The sequence below is a fragment of the Salinispora oceanensis genome, assembly GCF_000383575.1.
Classification (GTDB): Bacteria; Actinomycetota; Actinomycetes; order Mycobacteriales; family Micromonosporaceae; genus Micromonospora; species Micromonospora oceanensis.
In genome coordinates this window covers 1,021,017-1,047,635 of sequence record NZ_KB911579.1, presented here as the reverse complement: position 1 = coordinate 1,047,635, position 26,619 = coordinate 1,021,017, and the positions used below count along the sequence as shown (strand labels likewise).

Here is a 26,619-nt window from a genome sequence, read left to right as displayed (position 1 = left end):
CGGTTCAGTCGGCCGGTGCCGTTCGCGTCCGGTAGGTGTGATGGGTGGTGAAGCCGAGCGCTCGATAGAGCGGCACCGCCTCCGCGTTATCCCGTTCGACTTGGAGGAAGGCGTTCGTCGCGCCGATCGCCGTACCCCACTCGGCCAGGGCGTGAACCACCTGCCGGGCCAGTCCTCGCCGGCGTGCCTCGGGTGCCACCTCGATCAGACTGAGGCCGAGCCAGCGGCTCGCCCCGGTGACCGTTCCCCGGCCGATGGCGACCAGCCGGCCGTCGCTGCGTACCTGGGCGAAGCGGATCTGGGGTACGGCGGTGAGCACGTGCCGGGCGGCGGCTGACAGGTCGCCCTTGCGGTTGGCGGCGAGCGCCAGCCAGTCCGCCGACGGCGCGGCGGTCAGCTCGACCGGCGGGGTGTCGGCGAGGTCGGGCTGGGCGGGCGGCAGCGCGGCCAAGGGTGCCGTCTGGACGAGCACCGGCGAGCCACCGTGCCAACCCCGGGCATCGAGCTCCGCGCTGACCGGCGCGGCGAGCGGAAGCGGTGTGTTGATCAGGGCTGGTTGACCGAGGTCGGCGTACCAGCGCTGCACCGTGTCGATCGCGACGGGCAGCGGGCGGTCCGGGTCGCCGACGGGTAACGCCGAGTTGGCGCGTCCGGTCCAGCCGTCGGCGCTGCGCAGCAGCCAGTCGCCCAGGTGGGCCCGGGTCGGTGCGGGCCAGGCCGCGTCGGCCGCGTGCTCCAGCGCCGCCACCGCGGCAGCTGCCGGCCGTCGGGAAGGGGGTACTCGTCGCGCTCGGTGGACCTCGGCCCTCGGCACCTCGAGCCGACCCTGCGCGGTGACGAGGGTGAGATGGCTCTCGCTCAGCTCAGTCAACTCGCCCAGGGCATCGGAGAAGCGGGGCCGGCCTGCGCGAATCCCCACAATTCGGCGGACCACGACCCGCTGTCCCACATCCTCTGGTTGGAGCACGATCGACCTCCTCCCCGAGGAGATACTAGGCTCATACCCGTCGCGGATGATCGCGGCGTGTCTGCGGAGGAGAAGATCGGTGACCTACATCATCGCCGAGCCGTGCGTGGATGTGCTCGACAAGGCATGCATCGAGGAGTGCCCGGTCGACTGCATTTACGAGGGCAACCGGATGCTCTACATCCACCCCGACGAGTGCGTCGACTGTGGTGCCTGTGAGCCGGTGTGTCCGGTCGAGGCGATCTTCTACGAGGACGACGTGCCGGAGCAGTGGAAGGACTACACCGCGGCCAACTACGAGTTCTTCGAGGACCTGGGTTCGCCCGGCGGAGCCTCCAAGATCGGCAAGGTGGAGAAGGACGCCACCTTCGTCGCGGCGCAGGCGCCGCGTGGAGAGGCGAACTGAACCGGCCCACGCCGGTCTCGGCTCGGCTGCCGGAGTTCACCTGGGACGCCTTGGAGGCCGCGGCCGCTCTGGCCGCGGCGCACCCGGGGGGCCTGATCAACCTCTCCATCGGTACGCCGGTTGACCCGGTGCCACCGTCGATCCGGCAGGCGCTGGCGGACGCCGCGGACGCCCCCGGGTACCCGCTGACCGCCGGCTCGCCGGCGTTGCGGGCCGCGATGGTGGCCTGGGCGGCGCGTGCCTGCGGTGCCCACCCGGAAGGGCTCGGCGTGCTTCCGGTGGTCGGGTCGAAGGAGTTGGTCGCCTGGTTGCCCACGCTGCTCGGGATCGGGCCGCAGGACGTGGTCGTGGTGCCGTCGGTCGCGTATCCGACCTACGAGGACGGGGCTCGGCTCGCCGGCGCGACCGTCGTGCGGGCTGATTCGTTGACTGCCCTCGGCCCGACCCCCCGGGTCCGCCTGGTCTGGGTGAACTCGCCCGGGAACCCGACGGGGCGGGTGCTGCCCGCACCCCATCTGCGCAAGGTCGTCGACTGGGCCCGGGAGCGCGGTGCGGTCGTCGCCAGTGACGAGTGTTACCTGCCGCTGGGCTGGGAGGCCGAGCCGGTCTCGGTGCTGTCGCCGCAGGTCTGCGGCGATTCGTACGACAGTGTCCTGGCGGTGCACTCGCTGTCCAAGCGGTCCAACCTCGCCGGCTATCGGGCCGGCTTCGTCGCTGGCGATTCGGCGCTCGTCGCCGAGCTGCTCAAGGTGCGTAAGCACGCCGGGATGATCATGCCGGCGCCGGTGCAGGCCGCGATGGTGACCGCACTCGCGGACGAGCGGGACGCCGCCGAGCAGCGGGAGCGCTACCGGGCTCGACGGGCCGTGCTGCGCGCCGCGTTCACCGCCGCCGGGTTCACCGTCGAGCACTCGGAGGCCGGCCTCTACCTGTGGCTGACCCGGGACGAGGACTGCTGGGCGACGGTCGACTGGCTGGCCCGGCGGGGCATCCTGGTGGCGGCGGGCGCCCTCTACGGGCCCACCGGAGCTCGCCACGTCCGCGTGGCGCTGACCGCGTCCGACCAGCACGTGGCGGCGGTCGCCGACCGGTTGGCCGGCTGAGAGCGGCGGGTGCCGACCGTGACCGATGCTGGGAGCGCCGCGGCCGGGGCGGCGTACCGCGGGGTCCGGGCCGCGGTCGTGGGGACCGGTCTGATCGGGGGGTCCATCCTGCTGCGGCTCCGTGCAGCCGGGCTGGACGTCACCGGCTGGGACCCGGACCCGACGACCCGGGGCCAGGCCCGCGAGCGGGGAGTGCCGGTCCCGGAGACCGTCGAGGCGGCGGTCGCCGGACGGGAGCTGGTGTTCCTGTGCGGGCCGCTACCGACCCTGCCGGCGACCCTGCCGGTTGTCGCCGCGGCCAGCGGGCCCGACTGCGTCCTAACCGACGTGGGTAGTACCAAGGCCGAGGTGGCCGCGGCGGCGGCCCAGCATGGTCTGCTGCACCGGTTCGTGCCGGGGCACCCGATGGCGGGGGCCGAGTTCGCCGGGCTCGCGGCGGCCGGGCCGACGCTCCTCGACGGCGCCGCGTGGGTGCTGTGCCCGGGGCCGGCGACGGCCCCGTTCCGCTGGCTCACCGGGCTGATCCTGGCCGTGTTCGGGGCTCGGGTGGTGCCGCTGGCCGCGGCGGAGCACGACCGGGCCGCCGCCCTCGCGTCGCACGTGCCGCACCTGCTCGCCGGGGCGCTGGCCGGGGCGAGCGGACGGGCAGCCGCACCGGATGCCGTTCTCGCCCTCGCCGCCGGCAGCTTCCGCGACGGCACCCGGGTCGCGGCCACCCCGGCGGCGCGGACGGCCAACCTGCTGCTCGGCAACCGGGACGAGGTGCTGCGGGAGCTGACCGGGGTGCGGGCCTACCTGGACGAGTTGGTCGATGCCCTGCGCTCCGATGACCGGGAGCGGCTTGTCGCGCGCTACGACGAGGCGGGGGCGAACCGGCGTCTGCTGTCCGACCGGGCGTACACCACCCAGGTCCGCGAATTCCCAGTCGGTGCGGACCACACCGCGGAGCTCGGCTGGCTTCGGGAGGTGGGCGCGGCCGGCGGTTATCTGGGTGGCTGCCAGGTGCGCGAGGGCCGGGTCCGCTACACCGCCGGGCTGCCGCGGCCCAGCCGGGCGTGACGTGTGGCCCGGTGGGGCGGGACGCCCGCCCCGACGGGCCTGCCGGCGCGGTTAACCGCCGCTAGGGTGTGCACATGGTGGCTGGACCGGTGGTGGCGGTTCGTGGGGAGTCCTTTCGGGAGATCGCGCCGGAGCGGGCCCGGTTCGCCGTGGCCGTGCTGGCCCGGGATCGGGACCGGGAGACCACGCTGAGCCGGCTGGCCGAGCGGGCGGCGGCCGTCCGGGTGCTCCTTGACGGCTACGGCCCGATGATTGAGCGGCGGGAGACCGGCGAACTGCGGGTCTTCCCGGAGCTACGCCGCTCGGGGGAGCGGGTGCGTGCCTATCACGGCAGCGTGCGCACCACCGTCACGGTTACCGACTTCACCACCCTGGGCGAGATGATGCTGCGCCTGGCTGACCAGGACCAGGTCGAGGTGTCCGGGCCGTGGTGGTCGCTGCGTCCGGACAGCCCGGTTTATCGCGAAGCTCGGCAGGCGGCGATCGCCGACGCGCTGCGGCGGGCCCACGAGTACGCGGAGGCGCTCGGCGCCCGGGTGACCGCGCTGGTCGAGCTCGCCGACGCTGGCGTCGATCGACCAACGATGTTGGCGGCCCGGTCCTACTCGGCCACTGCCGAAAGGGTGCCCGAGCTCGATCTGGACCCGCAACCCCAGTCGGTGCAGGCGGCGGTGCAGGCGCGGTTCACGATCAGCGAGCCGGTCCTCAGCTGATGGGGCCGGCCCGCGTGGTGCCTGTTGCCGAGTTGGTGGCGCGGGCCCGCGCGCTCGCCGACACCGGCTCGCGCCAGCTGCTGGGCATCACCGGTGCTCCCGGCGCGGGCAAGTCCACCCTGGCCGCGCAGATCGTCGCCGCGGTGGGGCCGGCGGCCCGGCTGGTGTCGATGGACGGGTTTCACCTTGCGCAGGCCGAGCTTGTCCGATTGGGCCGGGCAGAGCGGAAGGGTGCCCCGGACACGTTCGATGCCAACGGCTACGTCTCGCTGCTGCGCCGGCTGCGGCGCCCGGAGCCCACCTCGGTCTACGCGCCGGAGTTCCGGCGGGAGCTGGAAGAGCCGGTGGCCGGGATGGTCGAGGTGCCGCCGTCAGTCCGGCTGGTAGTTACCGAGGGTAACTACCTGCTGTTGCCGGACTGGCCGTGGGAGGAGATCCGGCCGCTGCTGCACGAGGCGTGGTTCCTGGATCTCGATGCGGAGCAGCGGCGGTGCCGGCTCACCGCCCGGCACGAGGCGTACGGGCGCTCGCCCGCCCAGGCCCGGGCCTGGGCGGGCGGCACCGACGAGGTGAACGCCGCGCTGGTGGCGAGCACGGCGCACCGGGCCGACCTGGTGGTGCGCCTCGCCGAGCCACCACCGGGCTAAGTCGCCGTACGACTGCGGTCTGGTGGGCCGGCCGCTCGTCGTTTCCCGTTGTTGACCTGCGAGTCGTCGTTAAAGCATGCCTATCCGGCGATGGCATCAGTGCTTGTGACGAGTTCGTAAGTGTAGATGGAACGTTATCTGCCGGATGCCGGAGCGTGCGCTTGGGAGTGAAATTCTGCCCCTCGTCAATGCGACTCCCGTAGATGTAATCCTCGACGAGGAGGCCCCGTTGCACCGGAGAAGAACAACGGCCGTCATCGGCCTCGTGCTCACGCTGGCGTTGACCGCGCCGACCGCCGCTTCCGCTGCGCCGACCGCCGCTTCCGCCGCCACAGCAGGGGCCGCGAAGGTCGAGTCCGACAGGTTGCACACAGTTACCTTGATCACCGGGGACCGGGTCACGGTGACCGCCACCGGCAACGCCGAGGTGCGTCCCGGCCCGGGCCGAAAGGACATGCGCTTCCTGATCGACCACGAGCGCGACGGCCAGCTCTCCGTCGTGCCACAGGACGCGGTCGCGCTGATCCAGGCCGGTCGGGTCGACCGTCGGCTCTTCGACATCACCGGGCTTATCGACGGCGGCTACGACGATGCCCGTCGGGACACGCTGCCATTGCTCGTGTCGTACTCGGATGACCCGGGTAGCCGTGGTGCGGGGGCGCTGGCTGGCGCGGGGGTGACCCGCGACCTCCCGGCGATCAATGGTGCCGCGGTGACCGCCGGCAAGTCCGATGTCGCCGCGATCTGGTCCGCTCTCAGCGTGGGCATGACCGGCGTCCGGTTCGGCGCGGAGGAGGGCGTCGAGCGGCTCTGGCTCGACGGTCGTCGCACGATCAATCTCGACCACAGCGTCGGTCAGATCGGGGCCCCCGCCGCCTGGTCGGCGGGCCTCACCGGATCGGGGGTAACCGTGGCGGTGCTGGACACCGGCATCGATGCCACCCATCCGGACATGACCGGCAGGATCGCCGAGGCGCGCAACTTCACTGGGACGCCCGATGCCAGCGACACCGTCGGGCACGGGACCCACGTCGCTTCGACCATCGCCGGCAGCGGTGTCGCATCCGAGGGCCGGTACCAGGGCGTGGCGCCCGAGGCGACGCTACTCGACGGCAAGGTCTGCGACGACGTCGGCTGCCCCGAGTCGGCGATCCTGGCCGGTATGCAGTGGGCCGCGGTCGACCACCGAGCTGACGTGGTCAACATGAGCCTGGGCGGGCCGGACAGCCCAGAGATCGACCCGCTGGAGGAGGCGGTCGAAGCGTTGACCGCGCAGACCGGCGCGCTCTTCGTGATCTCGGCCGGCAACGCCGGCCGAGACGGTACGGTGGGCTCTCCGGCCAGCGCGGACGCCGCCCTGGCCGTCGGGGCGGTCGACCGTGAGGACGAACTCGCCGACTTCAGTAGCCGGGGACCGCGGGTCGGTGACGACGCGCTGAAGCCCGACATCACTGCCCCCGGGGTGGACATCGTCGCCGCCCGGTCGGCCGACGGTTTTATCGGTGAACCGGTAGGGGAGTACTACACCCGGCTCTCCGGTACCTCAATGGCGGCCCCGCACGTGGCCGGTGCGGCGGCGCTGCTTGCCCAACAGCATCCGGACTGGGCGGCGGAGCAGCTCAAGTCGACCCTGATGGCGGCCGCCCGGCCGCATCCGGCGCAGACCGCGTACCAGCAGGGGGCCGGGCGGGTCGATCTGACCCGGGCGATCGGGCAGATGGTGACCAGCGACCCGGTCAGCGTCTCCTTCGGCGTGGTCCGCTGGCCGCACGACGACGACCAGCCGGTCACCCGTGCCGTCTCCTGGCGGAACTCGGGGTCCAGCCCGGTCGCGCTCGACCTCACGGTCGAGGCGGCCGGCCCCGACGGCGAGGCGGCGCCCGTCGGCATGTTCACCCTCGGCGCGGACCAGGTCACCATCCCGGCCGGCGGCCGGGCCGAGACCACCGTCACCGTGGACACCCGGCTGGGGGAGGCCGACGGCTACTGGACCGGTCGGGTGGTGGCTCGCTCCGGCGACACTGTGGCGGTCACTCCCTTGGCGGTGAACCGTGAGGTGGAGAGCTACGACGTCACCCTGACCCACCGGGATCGGACGGGAGCGGCCGCGGCGGAATACTGGACCGGCCTGGTCGGGCTGGATTCGTTTCAGGTATGGCGCGCCTACGACGCCGACGGGACGGTGGAGGTGCGGCTTCCAAAGGGCCGGTACGGGCTAAAGTCGACGATTTTCGAGCCAGCCGGGGAGGGATCCGTCGGCGTCAGCGATCTGGCCGCGCCGGAGCTGGTGATCGACCGTGAACGAGCTATCACTGTGGACGCGCGAACCGCGGAGCCGATCCGGGTCACCGTCCCCCAGCGGGATGCGACATCGGCTGTAGTCGACATCGGCTCATCCTTCTACAGTACCGACGGCGGGTCCTACAACCTCTCCCTGTGGGCGGCCAACTTCGACGACATCACCGTCGGTCAGATCGGGAACGGTAGCGTCTCCGACGAGGTATTCGTCGCCACCATCAGTAGTCAGTGGGCCGATCTGGAGGCAGCCCACAGCCCGTACCTGTACGCGCTCAGTGAGGCGATTCCGGGACGGGCGCCCACCGGCTTCGTCCGGGACTACCGCAAGAGCGACCTCGCCACCGTGAAGCACCGGTTCCACGGTGGCTACGAGGGGATGGCCGCGGAGCGGTATGTCTTGGCCACGCTGGAGCATCCCATCTTCGGGGCAATTGTCAGGCTGCCCACCACGGTGCCCGGCCAACGGGTCGAGTATTACAACACCAGGGGGGTCCGCTGGAGCAGTGTGATCAATTTTGCCGCACCGGACCTGAAGGTGGCGTGGCAGGAGCCGACGGCCTGGCTGGCGTCCGAGCCGACCGCGTACCGGGCCGGCCGGAGCACCCGGGAAGTCTGGAACAGGGCACCGCTCGGGCCGTCTTTCCCCGTGCTGACCGTGGACGACCCGGCGGACTTCATTCACGTGAGCCGGTTGGGCGACACCATTCACGCCGGTATCCCGGTCTTCAGCGACGCCGCCGGTCACCGCGGTAACTCCCTGGAAGAGACCGAGCGGATGCGGCTGTGGCGTGACGGGGAGCTGATCGGCGAGTCGGAGCTGGCCCGTTTGGGCGAGTTCTCGGTGCCGCCGGCCGAGGCGGACTATCGGCTTACCGTCGAGGCGACCCGCGACTTCACCGACCTCAGCACTGAGGTGGAATCCACCTGGACCTTCCGTTCGACACACGAGGCCGGTCCGGAGCCGGTCCGGTTACCGCTGTCGTCGATCCGGTTCAACCCGCCGCTGGCCGCCGACAACAGTGCCCGCGCCGGTCGGCTGCTGCCGATCCCGGTCGAGGTGCGGCGCCAAACCGGTGCGGGCACCGCGACCGTCGCGAAGCTGACCGTTGACTCCTCGTACGACGGTGGGAAGACCTGGCGGAAGGTGCCCGTACGGCGTACGGGTGGCGGCTGGACCGCCCTGGTCCGGCACCCCGACGACGCCTCGGGACACGTGTCGCTGCGGGCCCACGCCCGGGACACCGAGGGCAACACGGTGAGCACGCGAATCCTGCAGGCGTACCGCCTGAAGTGAGTCACCCCGGTGGTTCCGCGGTAGCGCCGCGGAACCACCGGTCACCCGGTCAGTCGTTGGCGTGCAGCGCGGCGTTCAACGCGATGCCCTGCCCGGAGCGCGGCTTCGCCTCGAGTCCGCCGGTGACCGAGTTGCGCCAGAAGAGCAGACCGTTGACGCCGGTCAGCTCGCGCGCCTTCACCACCCGACCGTCCGGCAGCGTGAGCTTGGAGCTGGCCGTGATGTAGCAGCCCGCCTCGACCACGCAGTCGTCGCCGAGCGAGATGCCCACGCCCGCGTTCGCGCCGATCAGGCTCCGCTCGCCGATGCGGACCTTCTCGGTGCCGCCCCCGGAGAGGGTGCCCATGATCGAGGCGCCGCCACCGATGTCGGAGCCGTCCCCGATCAACACGCCCTGCGTGATGCGCCCCTCGACCATGGAGGCGCCGAGCGTCCCGGCGTTGAAGTTCACGAAGCCCTCGTGCATCACCGTCGTGCCGGAGGCGAGGTGGGCGCCGATCCGGACCCGGTCCGCGTCGGCGATCCGGACGCCGGAGGGCACCACGTAGTCGGTCATTCGGGGGAACTTGTCCACCCCGTACACGGTGAGGTGGCGGCCGGCGGACCGCTCGATGACCCGCAGCTCGTCCACCCGCTCCGGCGGGCAGGGCCCGGCCGAGGTCCAGGCGACGTTGGCCAGCTTGCCGAAGATGCCGTCGAGGTTGAGCTCGTTGGGCCGCACCAGCCGGTGCGAGAGGAGGTGCAGCCGGAGGTACGCGTCCGCGGCGTCCTTGATCGGGTCGGCCAGCGAGCCGAGAACGGTCACCAGCTGGACGGTCCGCAGACCCGGCAGCGCCCGGTCGCCGACCGCTCCCGGCGGCAGGTCGAGGACATCCGCCTCATCCTCGCCCGGGACCAGCGGCAGCTCGCCGAGGCCCAGCTTTCCGGTCGGGTACCAGGTATCGAGCACCTGGTCGTCAGCGGTTACGGTGGCCAGGCCGATGCCCCAGGCAGACTGCGTAGTGGTCACCTCTGTGACGGTACCGTGCGGATTATGAAGAACCCGTTGACCCCCGAGGTCCTCGCTGATCCGGTGGCCCTGACCCGTGCCCTGGTCGACATCGAGTCCGTCTCCCGGAACGAGAAGGCGATCGCGGATTGTGTCGAGGATGTGCTGCGCGGTGTGCCGCACCTGACCACCTATCGGTACGGCAACACCGTGATGGCCCGCACCGACCTCGGCCGGGACCAGCGGGTGGTGCTCGCCGGCCACCTCGACACGGTCCCGATCAACAACAACTTTCCGGCCACGGTGCGCGGCGACCTGATGTACGGCTGCGGCACCTCCGACATGAAGAGCGGGGTCGCGTACGCGTTGCACCTCGCGGTAACGCTGGCCGAGCCGCGGTACGACGTGACGTACTTCTTCTACGAGGCCGAGGAGATCGAGTCGACATTCAACGGTCTCTTCCTCGTCTCCGAGGCGCACCCGGAGTGGCTCACGGCTGACTTCGCGCTGCTGCTGGAGCCGACACACGGGATCGTCGAGGCGGGCTGCCAGGGCACCCTGCGGGCAACCGTCTCCACCAGCGGCGTACGGGCGCACTCGGCGCGCTCCTGGCACGGCGTTAACGCGATCCACGCCGCTGGGGAGGTGCTGCGCCGGCTCGAGGCGTACGAGGCCCGCCGGGTGACGGTCGATGGTTGCGAGTACCGCGAGGGGATGAACGCGGTGCGCATCAACGGCGGGGTCGCTGGCAACGTGGTGCCCGACCGCTGCACGGTCGAGGTCAACTACCGGTTCGCGCCGGACCGGAGCCCGGAGCAGGCCGAGGCGCATGTGCGGGAGGTGTTCGCCGACTTCGAGGTGGCGATCACCGACCTGGCGGCCGGCGCGATGCCGGGGCTGGAGGCCGCGCCGGCGCAGGAGTTCCTGGCCGCCGTCGGTACCGCGCCGATCGGCAAGCTGGGCTGGACGGATGTCGCCCGCTTCGCGGCGTTGGGCACGCCGGCGCTGAATTTCGGCCCCGGGGACCCCAACCTCGCCCACCACCCGGACGAACACGTCGAGATCAGCAAGATCCGCGACGGTGCGGCGGTGCTGCGTCGCTGGCTCTCGGTCGCCTGAACGGCCCTGCGCGCCCCGCCCGCCGGCGCCTCTCCACTACGGTTGCCTGCATGAGCGAGAGCAACGGACGGGAGGCAGCCGGTGCGGCCCGGCGGGACCAGCACCGGGGCGCCGGGACACCACGTCGGTCAGTGATCGGTGGCAGCACCGCCGATCAGCGGCTGCTCGACTCCCACCAGCGCAGTGACTGGAAGACCCGGGATGCCTGGCGGGCGCTGCGGATCCTCTCCGAGTTCGTCGAGGGCTTCGACACCCTCTCCGACCTGCAACCAGCGGTGAGTGTCTTCGGTTCGGCGCGGAGCCTGCCGGACAGCCCGGAGTGCCGGCTGGCCGAGGAGCTGGGCGGGGCGCTGGCCCGGGCCGGCTACGCGGTCATCACCGGTGGCGGTCCGGGGGTGATGCAGGCGGCCAACCGGGGGGCCAGCGAGGCCGGCGGGCTCTCCGTCGGCCTGGGCATCGAGCTCCCCTTCGAGCAGGGCATCAACGACTGGGTCGACGTGGCGATCGAGTTTCGGTACTTCTTTGCGCGGAAGACCATGTTCGTCAAGTACGCCCAGGCGTTCGTGGTGCTTCCGGGTGGTTTCGGCACGATGGACGAGCTGTTCGAGGCCCTCACCCTGGTGCAGACCGGCAAGGTGACCCGGTTCCCGGTGGTGCTGATGGGCGCCGACTACTGGCGCGGGCTGCTCGACTGGCTGCGGGACACGATGGCGGCCGGGGGCAAGATCGGGGAGGTTGATCTTGATCTGATCTGCCTCACCGACGACGTGAACACCGCCGTGCGGCACATCGTCGAGGCGGAGGCGGTGCTCTCCGCCGAGCAGGAGGCGATCCGCGAGGAGTCCGTCGCCGTCACCGCGGCCGAGCAGCGGGCCGCGGCGGACGAGGGGGGTCGGGGCTGACCGTGGCGGCGATCTGTGTTTTCTGCGCGTCTTCCCGCACGCTTGACCAACGCTTTCTGGACCTGGCGACCGAGACCGGCGCGGAGCTGGCCCGCCGCGGTCACACGCTCGTCAGCGGTGGTGGCCGGGTCGGGATGATGGGGGCGGTGGCGGCCGGCGCGCGGGCCGCCGGCGGGCGGACGCTGGGCGTTATCCCGCAGTCCCTGGTTGATCTGGAGGTCGCTGACCTCGCCTCCGACGAACTCCTGGTCACCGAGTCGATGGCCGACCGTAAGACCATAATGATCGACAAGTCGGATGCCTTCCTCACCCTCCCCGGTGGCCTCGGCACGCTGGACGAGCTCTTCGAGGTCTGGACGACCGCCACGCTGACGCTGCACAGCAAGCCGATGGTGCTGGTGGATTCCGATGGCTTCTACCGTCCGCTGCTCGACTGGCTGGGGGGCCTCGCTGGGCAGACCTTCCTGAAGCCGGCGGGCCTGGAGCTACTTTCCGTCGTGGCGACCGTCCCCGCGGCCCTCGACCTCCTGGAGTCCCGGCTGAGCTGAACGCCGCCGCACGGGTCTGGCCCGGCGGCAGCCGGCAGGACCGCCCCGGCTGGCGTCGCGCGGTAGTCAGGGCGACCCGGTGGGCGTGGGCGGATGTGGATCTGTCGGCCGGGTCTGGTGGGATGGGGGGATGCAGGCATACCGGCTGGTGCGCCGGTCCGGCGGGCCGGCGGAGGCGCCCACTCCGGCGGGCGAGGCCGCTCTGTTGGGCGAGCAGAGTCGGTTGGGCGAGCACGCTCTGTTGGGCGAGCGGATCGACGACCCCCGGCAGGCGGAGGTGATCGACCACACCGTCGGGCCGATGCTGGTGCTCGGTGGACCGGGCACCGGCAAGACCACCACCCTGGTCGAGGCGGTCGCCGCGCGGGTAGCCGAGGGGGCGGATCCCGAGCGCATCCTGGTGCTCACCTTCAGTCGCCGGCAAGCCGCCGGCCTGCGCCAACGCATTGAGGCCCGGATCGCCGGCGCCGGCCCCCGGGTGCTGCGGGAGCCATTGGTGCGCACCTTTCCGGCGTACGCGTTCGGGCTGTTGCGCCGGGCCGCCGCGGAACGCGGCGAGCCGTCGCCCCGGCTGCTCACCGGCCCCGAACAGGATCTGATCATTCGGGAGTTGCTGGACCTGGTGGGCGAGGAGCCGGACGCCGATCCGGTGGGCTGGCCGGAGGACCTGCGCCCGGCCCTGCGTACCCGCGCCTTCGCCAGCCAGCTGCGGGACCTGCTGATGCGGGCCGCCGAGCGGGGCGTCGGTCCGGTGGAGCTGGCCCGGTTGGGTGAGCGGCTCGGCCGGGCCGACTGGCCGGCCGCCGCCCGGTTCCTCCGGGAGTATGTCGCCGTGCTCGCGCTGCGCGATGTCGGCAACCGCGGTTCGATCGCCTACGATCCGGCCGAGCTGGTCCGCGCCGCCACCGGCATGCTGCTCGACGATCCGGCGCTGCTGGCCGCGGAGCGGCGCCGGCTGGTGCACGTCTACGTGGACGAGTACGCCGATACCGACCCTGCCCAGCAGGAGCTGCTGGCGACCGTGGCGGGAGGCGGCAAGGCGCTGGTCGTCCTCGCCGATCCCGACTCCTCCACCTACGGCTTCCGCGGTGCCGAACCGGGCGGTGTGGTGACCTTCCCGCACCGATTCCGGACCGCCTCCGGGGCACCGGCCGCGCAGGTCGTGCTCACCACGTCGTACCGGGCCGGTCCCCGACTGCTGGCGGCGCACGCGCGGCTGGCCCGCCGGCTGCGCGGCCCGGCTACCCACCGGCGGATCCGGGCGTCACCCGCGGCGGCGGCGGGCGTGGCGGAGGTCCGTACGTTCCGCTCGGCCGCCAGCGAGGCGGCCTGGCTGGCGCACGCGTTGCGGGCGGCGCATCTGCTCGACGGGGTGCCCTGGTCGGAGATGGCCGTGGTGGTGCGCTCCACCGGCCGAGCGCTGCCCTCGCTGCGGCGCGCCCTGCACGCCGCCGGGGTGCCCACTGTTGTACACGGTGAGGACCTGCCGCTGCACCTGCAACCGGCGGTCGCCCCGCTGTTGCTGCTGTTGCGCTGTGCGCTCGCCCCGGACCGGCTCGACGAGGAGGCGGCCGTCGCCCTGCTGCACTCACCGTTGGGCGGGGCGGATCCACTGGCGGAACGGCGGCTGCGGCAGGGGCTGCGGGTGATGGCTCTCGCCGCCGGCGACCGCCGACCCTCCGGCGAGCTGATCGTCGAGGTGCTGCGGGACCCGGCCGAGCTGGCCGGCATCGACCGCCGGTGGGCGGAGCCGGCGCAGACGGTGGCCGGTCTGTTGGCGGTTGCCCGGGAGGGGGCCGCCCGGCCGGGTGCCACCGCCGAGGAGGTGCTCTGGGCGGTCTGGCGGGCCAGCGGCCTCGCCGACCTTTGGTCCGCGGCGCTGGCCCGAACCCCGGCGGCGGCGGGAGAGGGGGAGATCGCCCGGCGTCGTCGCGCCGAGGCGGCCGACCGGGACCTGGACGCGGTGTTGGTGCTCTTCGACGCCGCCGCCCGGTTCACCGACCGGCTGCCCGGGGCGCGGGTCGAGGTCTTCCTCGACCACGTGCTCGGGCAGGATCTGCCCGCCGACACCATCGCCCCGACCGCGGACCGGGGCGACGCGGTCCGGCTACTCACCGCGCACGCCGCGAAGGGGCTGGAGTGGGATCTGGTCGCCGTTGTCGGAGTGCAGGAGGGCGTCTGGCCGGACCTGCGGCTGCGGGGCAGTCTGCTCGGGTCGGAGCGCCTCGTGGATGTGCTCGCCGGCCGCTCGGCCGGCGAGGGGCCGCGGGTCTCCGTTGTTGGCCAGACCTCGGCCCTGTTGGACGAGGAGCGGCGGCTCTTCCACGTCGCGGTGACCCGGGCGCGACGTCGGCTGATGGTCAGCGCTGTCGCCAGCGCCACTGTCGGTGGCGACGACCACGACGAGCAGCCGAGCCGGTTCCTGCACGAACTCGGCGTGGCCGACCCGCCGCCGGACGGGGGTGCGGAACCGGGGGAGGGTGCGGGACCGGACGAGGGTGCGGGACGAGCCGAGGGTGCGGGAGCGGGCGACGCGGGGACGGCCACGTTGCCGCTCAGCCGGCCGCCCCGGGCGCTCACACTGGCGTCACTGGTGGCGGAGCTACGCACCGCGGTGACCGACCCGAGTACGTCGGTGCTCCGGCGGCGGGCGGCCGCGGCCGAGCTGGCCCGGCTCGCGGCTGAGGGGGTCGCCGGGGCGCACCCGGATGACTGGTGGGGGCTGCGTCCGCTCTCCGACGAACGGCCGTTGGTCGCCGACGGCGAGCCGGTGCGGGTCACCCCGTCCGGGATGGAGAGCGCCCTGCGGTGCAGCCTGCGCTGGCTGCTCGAACGCCACGGCGGGGGCGCACCGGCCAGCGCGGCGCAGGGGGTGGGAAATCTGGTGCACGCCGCCGCGATGCTGGCCGAGAACGCCCGCTCGGACCGGGGGGCCCTGCTCGACTACGTGGCGGCCCGGTTCGACGCGATCGAGCTGGCGGCCCGGTGGATGGTCGGCCCGGAGCAGGCCCGCGCCGAGGCGATGGTGGACAAGCTGCTGCGCTGGCTGGCCACCAACCCGCGTCGGCTGCTCGCCATCGAGCACGAGTTCGCCGTTCGACTGGATGATCCACAGCACCCGGTCGACCTGGTCGGCCGGGTCGACCGGCTGGAGGTCGACCCGGACGGCCGGCTCGTGGTGGTTGACCTCAAGACCGGCAAGTCGACCGCGGTGACCGCAGCGGACCTCGCCGAGCATCCGCAGCTGGGCGCGTACCAGGCGGCGGTCGAGGCGGGCGCGTTCGCCGAGTTCGGGACCGAGTCCGGGGGAGCCTCCCTGGTACAGCTCGGCACCGGCACCAAGGAAGCCCGGGAACAGGCCCAACCGCCGGCCGGCGAGGGGCCGGCGGCCGGCTGGGCGACCGCGCTGGTACGGCGTACCGCCGATACGATGGCCGCCGCCACCTTCGCCGCGGTCGCCAACTCGAAGTGTCGGGTCTGCCCGGTGCGCACCAGTTGCCCGGTGTCCGGGCAGGGGCGCCAGGTCGTCGAACCCTCGAACACTCGCCCACCGGAGGGCCCGTGACCCAGCCGACCCTGTTCAGCGCGGCGGCCCCGACTCCCCGGAGGGCCGATGCCGGGCCCCGGTACACCCCGGTCGAGTTGGCGAAGCTGCTGCGACTCCCGGCGCCTACCCGGGAACAGGCGGCCATCATCGCCGCCCCGGTGGAGCCGTTGCTCGTCGTCGCGGGCGCCGGTTCCGGCAAGACCGAGACGATGGCCGCCCGGGTGGTCTGGCTGGTGGCCAATTCGTATGTCCAACCGGAGCAGGTGCTCGGCCTGACGTTCACCCGCAAGGCCGCCGGGGAGTTGGCGCACCGCGTCCGAACCCGGCTCGGTCAGCTCGTTCGCCGGCTCGGCCGGAGCGGGCGAACCCCGCTCGACGATCCGTTGGCCGGCGAGCCGACGGTCGCCACCTACCACTCGTATGCCGGGCGGGTGGTGACTGAACACGGGCTGCGCGCCGGGTACGAGCCCGCCACCCGGCTGCTCACCGAGGCATCTCGCTGGCAGCTCGTCGACCTGATCGTGCGTACCTACGACGGCGATATGTCCGAAGTGGACCGGATGCCGAGCACGATCACCGATGCGGTGCTGGCCCTCGCCGGCGAGTTGGACGAGCACCTGGTTGAGCCGGACCACCTGGCGGCCTGGACCGGGCGGTTCTTCGCCGACGTGCAGTCCCGCCCCGGCCGCGTCTACGCCGACGTTCGTCGGGCGCTCACCCTCGCGCAGGTCCGGTTGAAGCTGCTACCGCTGGTCCGGGCGTACGCCCGGCGCAAGGAGGATTACGAGGCGATGGACTTCGCCGACCAGTTGGCCCGGGCGGCCCGGGTCGCCCGGGACCACCCGGTGGTCGGTGAGATCGAGCGGGACCGCTACCGGGTGGTGCTACTCGACGAATACCAGGACACCAGCCACGCCCAGGTGGTGCTGCTGAACGCGCTCTTCGGTGGCGGGCACCCGGTGACCGCCGTCGGTGACCCCTGTCAGTCGATCTACGGCTGGCGTGGGGCGAGTGCGGGCACCCTCGACCGGTTCCGCACCGAATTCGCCCAGGCCGATGGCGCTCCGGCCCAGGTTTGCACCCTGACCACCAGCTGGCGCAACCGACCGGAGATCCTGGGGGTGGCGAACGCCCTCGCCACCCCGCTCCGCGCCGCCGGCGCCCAGGTACCGGAGCTGCGCGCCGCGCTCAGCGTCAAGGAGCCGATCCCGCACCGCACCCCCCGCGGGGTCGCTGCCGGCACTGTCCACTGCGCGTTGTTGGACACCTACGCGGACGAGGCGAACTGGATCGCCGACGGCCTGCTGCGCGCGTGGCAGGGAGCGGCGGGGATGCCCGGCGCGTTGCCCGAGCACCTCCCGGTCGTGGCACGCCCCACCACCGCGGTGCTGGTCCGGCTGCGCAGCCAGATTCCGGCGATCGAGTCGGCGCTGCGGGCCCGAGGCCTGCCGGTTGACGTGGTGGGGCTGGGCGGCCTGCTGGACACGCCGGAGGTGCGGGACGTGGTCTGCACCCTGCGGGTGCTGGCCGACCCGACCGACGGGGCGGCGCTGCTTCGGTTGCTGACTGGTGCCCGGTGGCGGATTGGGCCCCGGGACCTGGTGGCCCTGCACCGTCGGGCGCGGGCCATCGCCGCCGCCCGCCGGCAGCTCGCGGCGGATGACGAGCCGGAGATTGTCCCGGATGTGCTGGACGAGGCGACTCTGGTGGAGGCCCTGGCCGATCTGGGGCCGGCGCCGGCGTACTCGGCGGAGGGCTATGCCCGGCTCCGCGCCGCCGCCCAGGAACTGGGCCTGCTGCGTTACCGGCTGGACCAGTCGCTGCCAGACCTGATCGCGGACGTCGAGCGGACGATCGGCCTGGACGTGGAGGTGGCGGTGCGGGCCGGCCGGGACGGGGCCGGCGATGCTGGACTGGCCCGGGGGCACCTGGATGCGCTCGGTGATGTCGCGGCCCGGTTTAGCGGGGAGACGCCGGGTGCCACGCTCTCGGCCTTCTTGGCCTACCTGGCGGCGGCGGAGGACGAGGAGCGTGGGCTCGCCCCCGGTGAGGTGGAGGTGGTCGAGGGGGCGGTGCAGGTTCTCACCGCGCACGCGGCCAAGGGCCTGGAGTGGGACATCGTGGCGGTGGCGGGGCTGAGCCGTGGGGTGTGGCCGGGTCCGGTACGCAACTCCGATCACTGGCTGGGCGGGCTGGGGGTGCTGCCGTTCCCGCTGCGCGGCGACGCTGACGGGTTGCCGGTGTTGGCCCTGGCCGAGGCGGAGGAGCAGCGCGGGGTGGCGCAGGCCCTGGCGGACTTCACCGCCGCGTGGCGGGCGCACGACGAGCGGGAGGAGCGGCGGTTGGCGTACGTCGCAGTGACTCGTCCCCGCCGGCTGCTGCTCTGCTCCGGGCATTGGTGGGGGGAGGGCACCAAACGCCCGCGCGGCCCCTCCGCGTTCCTGCGTGACCTGCATCAGGCATGCCGGGACGGGGGTGCTGGGCAGTTGGTTGACGAGTGGGCCACGGAGCCCGCCCCGGACGCGGTGAATCCCACGACCGAGGTGGTGCTTCGGGCGGAGTGGCCGGCTGACCCGTTGGGTGCCCGTAGACCGGTGCTCACCGAGGCAGCCGCACTGGTCCGGCGCTATCTGACGGATGGGGTGCCGACCCGTCCGGCACCCGGCGGCGGGGCGGTGGCCGGCCCCCCGGTGCCGAATGTGGACGAGCTGGCTGCGGACGATCCGGGTGGCGACGACCCGGAGGTGGCGCGTTGGCGCCGGGAGGCCGATCTGCTGCTCGCCGAGCGGGCCGAGCTGACCCGGCAGGCTGGTCCCATCGAGGTCGCGCTGCCCGCTGCGCTCTCGGTTACCCAACTGGTGGCGTTGCGGCGGGACCCGGCGGCCCTGGCCCGGTCACTGCGCCGGCCCCTACCCACCGAGCCGAACCCGTACGCCCGTCGGGGTACCGCCTTCCATACTTGGCTGGAACAGCGGTACGGGGCTGGCCGGCTGCTCGACGTGGACGAGCTACCCGGCGCCGCGGATGCGGACGCCGCGCCGGACGAGGCGCTTGCCGAGCTCCAGGAGCGCTTCCTGGCCAGTGAGTGGGCGGATCGGACGCCGGTTGAGGTCGAGGTGCCGTTCGCGACGGTGATCGGCGGGGTGGTCGTCCGGGGCCGGATGGACGCGGTCTTCGGCCGGCCCGGCGGCCGGTTCGACGTGGTGGACTGGAAGACCGGCCGGCAGCCCAGCGGAGCTGCCGCTGCCGCGGCAGCGGTGCAGCTCGCCGTCTATCGACTGGCCTGGGCGGAGCTGGCGGGAGTTCCGGTTGCCCAGGTGGGGGCGGCGTTCCACTACGTCCCGGACGGGGCGACGGTGCGGCCGGTGGACCTGCTCGACGCGGTGGGCCTCACCGCGCTGATCGCCGCGGTTCCGGAAGAACGTGGGGCTGAGGAGACCACCGTTGGCTGAGTCAGCAATTAGCGTTGGATGGGTCTGAATGGTGACTGTATCCGGCAGCCGGGCCGGTGAGGCTGGGCCCGAGGGGATAACACCGGCCGTCCGTTCGGTGTGGGAGGGGTATGAATGACGGGGCAAAGCGGCCTGGACGCGGTACGGGAACTGCTGTTGGTTGCGGCGGTCGCCGTGGTCGGGGTGCTGCTCGCCCTGATCGTCGTCTTCAGCCCCTGGCACGCCGTGCCGGACAAGGCCGCGCCGGCGGCCCCGGTTGAGCTGCGCAGTCCGGAACCGACAGCGACCGTGGGCTGAGTCCGGCGGGAGGCCGTCGGTGCGTCAGCGCGGACGGGTTAGGGTCGAACGCGTGTCGACCACGCGCAGAGCGACGATTCCAGCAACGAGTTACCCCGTCGAGCGACTCACACTCGACAACGGCCTGCGGGTGGTGCTCACCCCGGACCGCAGCGCCCCGGTGATCGGGGTGGCAGTCGTCTACGACGTCGGCATCCGCTCCGAGCCCGAGGGGCGCACCGGATTCGCGCACCTCTTCGAACACCTGATGTTCCAGGGCTCAGAGAACCTGGAGAAGCTGGCCCACTTCCGGCACGTACAGGGGGCGGGCGGCACCTTCAACGGCTCCACCCACCTGGACTACACCGACTACTACGAGACGTTGCCGGCCAACGCCCTCGAACGGGCTCTCTTCCTTGAGGCGGACCGGATGCGCGGCCCTCGGCTGACCGAGGAGAACCTGCGCAACCAGGTCGACGTGGTCAAGGAGGAGATCCGGGTCAACGTGCTCAACCGCCCGTACGGCGGGTTTCCCTGGCTCACCCTGCCACCGGTGCTCTTCGACACCTTCCCCAACGCGCACGACGGCTACGGGTCCTTCACCGACCTCGAGTCGGCGACGGTGGCCGACGCCGCCGACTTTTTCCAGCACTACTACGCCAGCGGTAACGCGGTACTGGCGGTCAGCGGCGACATCGACGTAGCCGAGGCGGTTGAGCTGGTCGAGCGGCACTTCGGCGACGTGCCGGCCCGTCCGGCCCCGGTCCGGCCGAGCTTCGCCGAGCCGGACCTGGCCGCCGAGCGGAGGGTGTCGTACACCGACCGGTTGGCCCCACTGCCGGCGGTCGCCTCGGCGTGGCGGGTGCCGGACCCGATCGGCGACTTCGCCGGCTACCTTCCGTACGCGGTGCTCGCCGAGGTGCTCACCGACGGGGACGCCGCCCGGCTGGTCGAGCGGCTGGTCCAGCGGGACAGGTCGGTCACCAGCGTCGGCGGCTACCTGGGCTTCATGGGGGACCCGTTCGATGTCCGCGACCCGACGGCCCTCCTGCTCCAGGCGCACCTGCCACCCGACGGGGACGTGGACAAGGTGCTGCAGACGGTGGATGAGGAGCTGGACCGGCTGGCCACCGACGGGCTGACCGACGGTGAGCTGGCCCGTACCCAGGCCCGGATGGCCACGCACCTGTTGCGCGACACGGACGCGGTGCTCGGCCGGGCCCTACGGATGGCCGTCCTGGAGCAGCAACGCGGCGAGCCCGGCCTGCTCAACGATCTGCCCCGCCTGGTCGGCGAGGTCACCGAGGAGTCGGTCCGCGCCGCCGCCGCCACCCTGCGCCCACAGCGCCGGGCCACCATCGAGGTGCTCGCGGGGGCGGAGCAGTGAGCGGCGCGATGACGACCGCGTCGCGCATCCTGCCGCCGCTCGGTCCGACCCGGAAACTGAACCTGCCGAAGCAGGCCGAGCGTACGCTCGGCAACGGTCTCACCGTGATCGCGGTCCGTCGGCCGGCGGTCCCCCTGGTTGAGCTGCGGCTCGGGATGCCGTTCGGGCGGGTGCACCCGGCCCGGGCCGCGATGCTCGCACAGACCCTGCTCTCCGGTACGACGACGCTGACCGGGGTGCAGATCGCCGCGGAGTTGCAGAAGGTCGGCGGTGGGCTCTCCGCCGGGGTCGACCCAGACCGGCTGATGCTCTCCGGCGCGGGCTTGGTGACTGGCCTGGACCGGATGCTGGAGCTGCTGGCCGGGGTGCTGACCTCGGCGGCCTACCCGGCCGACGAGGTCGCCACCGAGCGGGACCGGCTGGTTGACCGGATCCAGCTGGCCCAGTGCCAGCCCGGGCACCTGGCCCGTACCGCCCTGCTCAAGCGGATCTACGGCCGGCACCCGTACGCGGTGCAGACGCCGACCCCCGAGCAGGTCCGCGCGGTGCGTCCGAGCGTCCTGCGGAAGCTGCATGACGAGCGGGTGCATCCGACGGGTGCGGTCCTGGTGCTGGTCGGGGATGTCCAGCCGGAACGGGCGTTGGACGCGGCCGAGCAGGCACTCGGCGGCTGGAACGGCGCCGGTCGGGTTGTCGAGCTACCGGCCACGCCACCGTTGGAGCCGGGGCCGCTGCTCCTCGTTGATCGCCCCGGTTCGGTGCAGTCGTCGCTGCGGATGGCGCTGCCGGCGGTGCCGCGCACCGACCCCGACCATGCCGCCCTGCAACTCGCGAACCTGATCTTCGGAGGTTACTTCTCGTCCCGCTGGGTGGAGAATATTCGCGAGGATAAGGGTTACACGTACGGACCGTACTCGTTGGTCGAGCACTCGGTTGCCGGGTCGGTCTTGCTCGCCGCCGCCGAGGTAGCCACTGACGTGACCGGGGCGGCGTTGCTGGAGACCCAGTATGAGTTGGGTCGGCTGGCCTGTGTGGCACCGGAGGCGGAGGAGCTGGAGCAGGCCCGCCAGTACGCTCTCGGCACGCTCCAACTCGGCATCTCCACCCAGGCCGGGCTGGCGGCGCTGACCAGCGCGTACGCGGGCAGTGGCCTGCGCCTGGATTTCTTGGCCGAACACGCGGCACGGCTGGCGAAGGCGACGGTGACTGATGTCGCTGCCGCGGCGGCCCGGTACCTCGCCCCGGCCCGGGCGGTCACCGTCGTGCTGGGGGATGCCCAGCGGGTCGCCGGGCAGTTGGGGACGCTCGCCGAGGTTGTGACCGAACCGGCGGGTCCGTGACGGACGGCGGACCGGCCCCCACGTTGGCTCGCTCTACCCTGGACCGGGCCGCGCACCGGCGTACCGATCCCGACTGGTTGGGGCAGGCCTGGGAGCGGTGCCGGCTGCTCGTGTTGGACAGCGGTGACGGGGGGTGGGCGCTGGTCTCAGCCGGACCGGAGCCGCCGGCGTTGGTGTTGGTCGGCCCGGAGGAGGTGCCGGAGAGGGCCACCCCGCGGGCGGTGTTTCTCGGCGTCGAGCCCGATGGCGTCCCGGTGTTTACGGTGGACGCGCCCCTGCCGGTGCTCTCCGGCACCCGTGCGGCGCACCCGTTGGAGATCGGTCACCTGCTCACCGATCGGGACGCGGGCCTGCTCACCACCGGGCTGGCCCTGCTCAACTGGCACCGTGGGCACCGGTACTCCCCGCGTACCGGGCAAGCCACCACGATGGATGAGGCCGGTTGGTCCCGGGTCGCCCCGGCGGGGGAGCGGATGTGGCCGCGGACCGATCCGGCGATGATCGTCCTGGTGCACGACGGGGGGTCCGGTCGGGACGGGCGCTGCCTGTTGGGCAACAACGCCGCCTGGCCGCGGGTCCCGGGTGAGCTGCGCTTCTCCTGCCTCGCCGGCTATGTGGAGCCCGGGGAGTCGGCCGAGGCGGCGGTGCTGCGTGAGGTACGCGAGGAGGTTGACGTCCCGGTCACGGACATCACGTACGTGGGTAGCCAGGCCTGGCCGTTCCCCGGTTCGTTGATGTTGGGCTTCCAGGCGGTGGCGGACCCGCGGCGTCCGGTGCGGGTCGATCCAGCGGAGATCGCGTCGGCCCGGTGGTTCACCCGGGCTGAGATCGGCGCGGCGCTGGCCGGGGAGAGCGTTGCCGTCCAGGGTGCTCGGCTGGTCCTGCCGCCGCCCTCTTCGATCGCGTCCTTCCTGCTGCGCTACTGGCTCGACGGCCACTGTTGAGGGCGGGTGCCGGCGGACGGACCCGAACGTGGTCCCGGCCCGCGACCGCCGTTGCCGCGACGGTCACGGGCCGGGGACCGTGCCGCCGAGACCGGCTTGGGGCGAGGAGCGCGGCGGGGTGGCCGGGCCGGTTCCGACGGACGGGTAGCCGCTCAGCTACCCCGGTCGTCCGGCCAGCTCGGCCAGGCGGACGGGGGTTCGTCGAGCGGGAGCACCTTGACCCGTTGCCGGCCGGCACGGACCGCGCCGACCGCGGCGAGGGCACGAGCGAGCAGGAGTGCGGCTTCGCGGTCGTCGGCGTGGACGACCTGCCGGCGTGGCTCGGGCGCGACGGTCTCGTCGCGCAGCCGGCCCCCGTGGGCCCAGGCGGCGGTGAGGTCCACGTCAGCTGCCGTGCGGACATCGGTGCGAACGATCAGGAACCGCATATCGGTCTCCGGATGGGTGCCGCGACGATCGGGAACGGAGTGGAAGTTCCACGTCACTTTGGGTCATGCTACGCCGCGTAGCAGGCCTGGCAACCGAAATGCCGCGATCGGCCGGCAGAGTGGCCGATCGGGCGAGGGTGCCCGGGCCGGGTGCCCGAACCACCGCCGCCTGGCGTTCGAAGACGATGCGGGGCCGCCGGTGTGCCTACGCACCGGCGGCCCCGACGAAGCTGCGCGTCAGACTCGGTCGAGCTGGCCTTCCTTGGTCGCGGCCAGGAAGTTCCGCCACTCGCCGCGGGCGAACAGCAGCACCGGACCGCCCCGGTCCTTGCTGTCCCGGAGGGCCACCGTCGCTGGCATCGGTGCTACCTCGACGCAGTTTGAGGTCTGGCTGCGGGTGCTCTTCCGCCATGCCGCTCGCGCCAGCTCGGGGAAGACGGTCGGCGTATCAATGATCTCGTTCATGGTGTTGCGCTCCTGTGTGAACCGGCCGATGGACGAGTAGTGCCCGCACGGACCGACGCTGGGTGCCGGTGGGTCAGCGCTCCGTCAATCGCCCGGGGCGCCGGCGACGCTGGACCGGCGGTGTTGCCGCCCCGACCGCCGCTGCCGACGAGGGTGCTGCATCGAATGGTCGTCCCCTGGCCTGATCCAGCCAGGAGAGAGTGTCCGATGCAGGGAGTGCTGCCGCGCATAACCACTCAAAGACCACTTTATAGCGATTTAGGATTTTTACCTCGGTTGACATGGTGTTCAAGAACGCGCTTTCGATCGCGAGAGTCTCGGGATCCTGCGGGTCGGTGAACCGGTAGAGGGAGAACGCCGTCGGTGGCAGGTACCAACCGCTCGCCTGGGTGTCCCGCGGCAGCACATGCAGCGTGACGTTGGGCAGTTTCGCCAACTCGTAGAGCTGCGTGAGCTGCTCCCGTAGCACATCGGCCGGCCCGGCCCGGCCCCCGAGCGCGGTCTCCTCGAGTACGGCGGTGTATCGGGGTGCGTCCGCTCCCCGGGTAAGCAACGACTGGCGAGCCAGCCGCGCGCCCACCTCGGTCTCGATATCCTCGGTGCCATCCGGCTCGCCGGCCGCTTCGTCGACATCCCGAGCGGAGGCGATTCGGATGCGGGCGTAACCGGGCGTCTGGAGTAGCCCCGGTACGAGCAGCGGGTGATACTCCGAGATCTCCACGCAGCCCGCCTCCAACTCGGCGAAGCCGCGCTGCTGCGGGGTCATGATCGGGTAGTTCCGAAGCCAGCCACGGATGTCGCCGGCCTCCCCGGTGATGGTCAGCAGCTCGTCCCGCAGCGTCACGTCCACCCGGTAGAGATCGAGCAGCGCGCGGACATCCTGCGGGTCCGGCCGGCTACGACCATTCTCCAGGCGAGACAGTTTGGAAGCGGAGGCCCAGCCGACCCGCTCGACCACCTGGTCCCCGGTGAGGCCGGTGGTCTCGCGCAGCCGACGCAGTTCGGTGCCCAACCTGCGGCGCCGCAGGATAGGGCTGGGTGCGACTGGAGGCACGTGTCCTCTTTTCCGTAGACCGTCGTAGATGCGACGGTAACTCTCTGAATTCGCCCCTAACCCTCAGTATGGAACGACGCGGCCGGCGCCGGAGGTTCTGGCGGGGGCGTGTCTCGACCAAAGGCGGCACACCGTGTACCACTTCCGACGGAGGGTAGATGCGTACCGTCCTGCGCCGTCCGGACTTCCGGCTGCTCTTCGGTGGCCTGGTGGCCAGCATGACCGCCGAGTCGATCCTGCTGCTCGCGCTCGCCATCTGGGTCAAGGAGCTGACCGGGTCGAGTGGACTGGCCGGGGCCACCATCTTCGCGATCATCGCCCCGATGACGCTGGCACCACTGGTCGGCTGGATCGTTGACCGATATCCGCGCCGGCCCCTGTTCGTGGCCGCCAACCTGGTCACGGCCGCCCTGCTCACCCCGTTGTTCGCGGTCAGAGATCGGACCGACCTCTGGCTTATCTACCTGGTCGCGATCTTCTACGGCCTGTCGTACATCACCCTCAGCGCAGGGCTCAGCGGCCTCCTGCGGCACCTGGTGCCAGCGGAGTTGCTGGCCGACGCGAACGGCGTGTTACAGACGGTGCGGCAGGGGCTGCGGTTGGTCGGTCCGCTGGCGGGGGCCGCTCTCTACACCGCCGTTGGCGGCGGACCGTTGGCGGGCGTGGCGATTGTCGGCTTCGTGGCCGCGGCGGTGCTGGTGGGCCTGCTCCGGGTCACCGAGCCGCCCCGGCCGCGACCAGCGGGCCGCGGCCGCTGGCGGAGGGGCCGCACCCGGCCGTCCAGCTCGGCAGGGCGACCGCGCCGTACGTCGCGCTGGTCGACCGAGCTCGGTGCTGGCCTGCGGTACCTGGCCGACGAGCCGGCGCTGCGCCGGGCACTCCTCGGCTACGGTCTCGGCTCGCTGGTGATGGGCTTCAGCGAGTCGTTGATCTTTGCCTACGTTGACCACGGGCTTCGCCGCGACGCGGCGTTCGTGGGTGTGCTCGTGACCGTGCAGGGGGTCGGTGGCCTCGCCGGTGGGCTGCTCTCCGCCGGCATGATCCGGCGGGTGGGAGAGGTCGGCGCACTCGCGGTGGGGGTGGCGCTGTTCGGGTCGGCAGCGCTGACGCTCTCCTACCCCAACCTCTGGCTGGGCTGCGCGGCGCTCCTGCTGGCCGGGGTGTCCCTGCCGCTCACCATGGTCGGCCTGCACACGCTGATCCAGCGGCGTACGCCGGCACCGCTCATCGGGCGGGTCGCCGCCGGCGCCGATGCGGTGGTCAGCGGTCCGCGGGCCGCGTCGGTCGGGGGCGGTGCACTGCTCGTCGGCGTCTTCGACTACCGGCTGCTCTTCGTGGTGGTGGGCCTGGTCACCCTGCTGGCGAGTAGCTACCTCTGGGGTGGGCGCCGGCTGAGCCCGCCGGCCCAGCCGGCGCCCGTCGGGCCCGTACCGGTCAGGCGGAGATCTCCGACAGGTGCTCCTTGACCTGCCGGATGGTGGGGTTGGTCAGCGCGCTGCCGTCCGCGAAGCGCAGCGTCGGCACGGTCTGGTTGCCGCCGTTGACGCTCATCACGAACTCGGCGGCCGCCGGCTCCTGCTCGATGTCGACCACCTCGTACCCGATGCCCTCCCGGTCCAGCTGTGACTTCAGCCGGTGGCAGTAGCCGCACCAAGGCGTGGAGTACATCGTCAACATCGGAA

22 protein-coding genes are annotated in these 26,619 nt (G+C 72.2%); 16 read left to right on the top strand and 6 right to left on the bottom strand.

Annotation, left to right across the window (positions count from 1 at the left end):
* Nucleotides 1–4: 4 nt before the first annotated feature.
* Nucleotides 5–967 (bottom strand): GNAT family N-acetyltransferase, encoded by a 963-nt coding sequence (locus SALPAC4_RS0104640; protein WP_027644407.1) that lies wholly within the window; start codon nt 965–967, stop codon nt 5–7.
* Between the two features lie 79 nt (nt 968–1,046).
* Between SALPAC4_RS0104640 and fdxA the strand changes: the two genes are divergently transcribed.
* From fdxA to SALPAC4_RS0104610, 6 genes are all read left to right on the top strand, one after another.
* The gene (fdxA, locus tag SALPAC4_RS0104635) at nt 1,047–1,373 is read left to right on the top strand and encodes a ferredoxin (protein WP_018216902.1); all 327 of its coding nucleotides are present in this window, start codon (nt 1,047–1,049) and stop codon (nt 1,371–1,373) included.
* A complete protein-coding gene (dapC, locus tag SALPAC4_RS0104630) occupies nt 1,370–2,476 on the top strand; it encodes a succinyldiaminopimelate transaminase (RefSeq protein WP_275402193.1) in 1,107 nt (368 codons plus the stop codon). The genes fdxA and dapC overlap by 4 nt, the downstream gene beginning before the upstream one ends.
* Nucleotides 2,477–2,494: 18 nt before the next feature.
* Nucleotides 2,495–3,535, top strand: a complete 1,041-nt coding sequence (locus SALPAC4_RS0104625; protein WP_027644408.1) for a prephenate dehydrogenase — start codon at nt 2,495–2,497, stop codon at nt 3,533–3,535.
* 74 nt (nt 3,536–3,609) lie between these two features.
* Nucleotides 3,610–4,248, top strand: a complete 639-nt coding sequence (locus SALPAC4_RS0104620) for an SIMPL domain-containing protein (RefSeq protein WP_019869351.1) — start codon at nt 3,610–3,612, stop codon at nt 4,246–4,248.
* On the top strand, nt 4,248–4,895 hold the full coding sequence (locus SALPAC4_RS0104615; RefSeq protein WP_018729266.1) for a nucleoside/nucleotide kinase family protein: 648 nt from the start codon (nt 4,248–4,250) through the stop codon (nt 4,893–4,895). Before SALPAC4_RS0104620 ends, SALPAC4_RS0104615 begins: the two co-directional genes overlap by 1 nt.
* A 265-nt stretch (nt 4,896–5,160) precedes the next feature.
* A complete protein-coding gene (locus SALPAC4_RS0104610; protein WP_019869350.1) occupies nt 5,161–8,487 on the top strand; it encodes a S8 family serine peptidase in 3,327 nt (1,108 codons plus the stop codon).
* 49 nt (nt 8,488–8,536) lie between these two features.
* Here the strand turns inward: SALPAC4_RS0104610 and dapD are convergent, their stop codons facing one another.
* Nucleotides 8,537–9,496, bottom strand: a complete 960-nt coding sequence (dapD, locus tag SALPAC4_RS0104605) for a 2,3,4,5-tetrahydropyridine-2,6-dicarboxylate N-succinyltransferase (protein WP_019869349.1) — start codon at nt 9,494–9,496, stop codon at nt 8,537–8,539.
* A gap of 24 nt (nt 9,497–9,520) precedes the next feature.
* Between dapD and dapE the strand changes: the two genes are divergently transcribed.
* The 9 genes from dapE (at nt 9,521) to nudC (ending at nt 22,990) form a co-directional block, all read left to right on the top strand.
* Nucleotides 9,521–10,594, top strand: coding sequence for a succinyl-diaminopimelate desuccinylase (gene dapE / locus SALPAC4_RS0104600; protein ID WP_019869348.1), 1,074 nt, complete (start codon nt 9,521–9,523; stop codon nt 10,592–10,594).
* A 50-nt stretch (nt 10,595–10,644) separates the two neighbouring features.
* The gene (locus SALPAC4_RS0104595; protein WP_020113455.1) at nt 10,645–11,496 is read left to right on the top strand and encodes an LOG family protein; all 852 of its coding nucleotides are present in this window, start codon (nt 10,645–10,647) and stop codon (nt 11,494–11,496) included.
* A gap of 2 nt (nt 11,497–11,498) precedes the next feature.
* Nucleotides 11,499–12,044, top strand: coding sequence for an LOG family protein (locus SALPAC4_RS0104590; RefSeq protein ID WP_019869346.1), 546 nt, complete (start codon nt 11,499–11,501; stop codon nt 12,042–12,044).
* A 130-nt stretch (nt 12,045–12,174) separates the two neighbouring features.
* On the top strand, nt 12,175–15,609 hold the full coding sequence (locus SALPAC4_RS0104585; protein ID WP_019869345.1) for an ATP-dependent helicase: 3,435 nt from the start codon (nt 12,175–12,177) through the stop codon (nt 15,607–15,609).
* Complete coding sequence (locus SALPAC4_RS0104580; RefSeq protein WP_019869344.1) at nt 15,606–19,043, top strand: ATP-dependent helicase; 3,438 nt, start codon at nt 15,606–15,608, stop codon at nt 19,041–19,043. Before SALPAC4_RS0104585 ends, SALPAC4_RS0104580 begins: the two co-directional genes overlap by 4 nt.
* A 114-nt stretch (nt 19,044–19,157) precedes the next feature.
* Nucleotides 19,158–19,340 (top strand): hypothetical protein, encoded by a 183-nt coding sequence (locus SALPAC4_RS0104575; RefSeq protein ID WP_018729274.1) that lies wholly within the window; start codon nt 19,158–19,160, stop codon nt 19,338–19,340.
* Between the two features lie 52 nt (nt 19,341–19,392).
* Nucleotides 19,393–20,706, top strand: a complete 1,314-nt coding sequence (locus SALPAC4_RS0104570) for a M16 family metallopeptidase (protein ID WP_019869343.1) — start codon at nt 19,393–19,395, stop codon at nt 20,704–20,706.
* On the top strand, nt 20,703–22,046 hold the full coding sequence (locus SALPAC4_RS0104565) for a M16 family metallopeptidase (protein ID WP_019869342.1): 1,344 nt from the start codon (nt 20,703–20,705) through the stop codon (nt 22,044–22,046). Before SALPAC4_RS0104570 ends, SALPAC4_RS0104565 begins: the two co-directional genes overlap by 4 nt.
* The gene (gene nudC / locus SALPAC4_RS0104560; RefSeq protein WP_019869341.1) at nt 22,043–22,990 is read left to right on the top strand and encodes an NAD(+) diphosphatase; all 948 of its coding nucleotides are present in this window, start codon (nt 22,043–22,045) and stop codon (nt 22,988–22,990) included. Before SALPAC4_RS0104565 ends, nudC begins: the two co-directional genes overlap by 4 nt.
* A 152-nt stretch (nt 22,991–23,142) precedes the next feature.
* On the opposite strand, the gene SALPAC4_RS0104555 is transcribed toward nudC, so the two are convergent.
* From SALPAC4_RS0104555 to SALPAC4_RS0104545, 3 genes are all read right to left on the bottom strand, one after another.
* A complete protein-coding gene (locus SALPAC4_RS0104555) occupies nt 23,143–23,418 on the bottom strand; it encodes a hypothetical protein (RefSeq protein ID WP_018729278.1) in 276 nt (91 codons plus the stop codon).
* 237 nt (nt 23,419–23,655) lie between these two features.
* On the bottom strand, nt 23,656–23,883 hold the full coding sequence (locus SALPAC4_RS0104550) for a DUF397 domain-containing protein (RefSeq protein WP_019869340.1): 228 nt from the start codon (nt 23,881–23,883) through the stop codon (nt 23,656–23,658).
* A 73-nt stretch (nt 23,884–23,956) separates the two neighbouring features.
* Complete coding sequence (locus SALPAC4_RS0104545) at nt 23,957–24,937, bottom strand: helix-turn-helix domain-containing protein (protein WP_027644409.1); 981 nt, start codon at nt 24,935–24,937, stop codon at nt 23,957–23,959.
* A 158-nt stretch (nt 24,938–25,095) separates the two neighbouring features.
* Here SALPAC4_RS0104545 and SALPAC4_RS0104540 point away from each other — a divergent pair, with 158 nt between their 5' ends.
* Nucleotides 25,096–26,403, top strand: coding sequence for an MFS transporter (locus tag SALPAC4_RS0104540; protein ID WP_019869338.1), 1,308 nt, complete (start codon nt 25,096–25,098; stop codon nt 26,401–26,403).
* On the opposite strand, the gene SALPAC4_RS0104535 is transcribed toward SALPAC4_RS0104540, so the two are convergent.
* Nucleotides 26,372–26,614, bottom strand: a complete 243-nt coding sequence (locus tag SALPAC4_RS0104535; RefSeq protein ID WP_018222747.1) for a mycoredoxin — start codon at nt 26,612–26,614, stop codon at nt 26,372–26,374. The two genes, SALPAC4_RS0104540 and SALPAC4_RS0104535, sit on opposite strands and share 32 nt — an antisense overlap.
* Nucleotides 26,615–26,619: the final 5 nt, after the last annotated feature.

Bases quoted from the DNA above. Each gene is read 5' to 3' on its own strand.
- SALPAC4_RS0104620 (WP_019869351.1), top strand. From the start codon at position 3,610: ATGGTGGCTGGACCGGTGGTGGCGGTTCGTGGGGAGTCCTTTCGGGAG.
- SALPAC4_RS0104615 (WP_018729266.1), top strand. From the start codon at position 4,248: ATGGGGCCGGCCCGCGTGGTGCCTGTTGCCGAGTTGGTGGCGCGGGCC.
- dapE (WP_019869348.1), top strand. From the start codon at position 9,521: ATGAAGAACCCGTTGACCCCCGAGGTCCTCGCTGATCCGGTGGCCCTG.
- SALPAC4_RS0104595 (WP_020113455.1), top strand. From the start codon at position 10,645: ATGAGCGAGAGCAACGGACGGGAGGCAGCCGGTGCGGCCCGGCGGGAC.
- SALPAC4_RS0104585 (WP_019869345.1), top strand. From the start codon at position 12,175: ATGCAGGCATACCGGCTGGTGCGCCGGTCCGGCGGGCCGGCGGAGGCG.
- SALPAC4_RS0104575 (WP_018729274.1), top strand. From the start codon at position 19,158: ATGACGGGGCAAAGCGGCCTGGACGCGGTACGGGAACTGCTGTTGGTT.
- SALPAC4_RS0104555 (WP_018729278.1), bottom strand. From the start codon at position 23,418: ATGCGGTTCCTGATCGTTCGCACCGATGTCCGCACGGCAGCTGACGTG.
- SALPAC4_RS0104550 (WP_019869340.1), bottom strand. From the start codon at position 23,883: ATGAACGAGATCATTGATACGCCGACCGTCTTCCCCGAGCTGGCGCGA.
- SALPAC4_RS0104540 (WP_019869338.1), top strand. From the start codon at position 25,096: ATGCGTACCGTCCTGCGCCGTCCGGACTTCCGGCTGCTCTTCGGTGGC.
- SALPAC4_RS0104535 (WP_018222747.1), bottom strand. From the start codon at position 26,614: ATGTTGACGATGTACTCCACGCCTTGGTGCGGCTACTGCCACCGGCTG.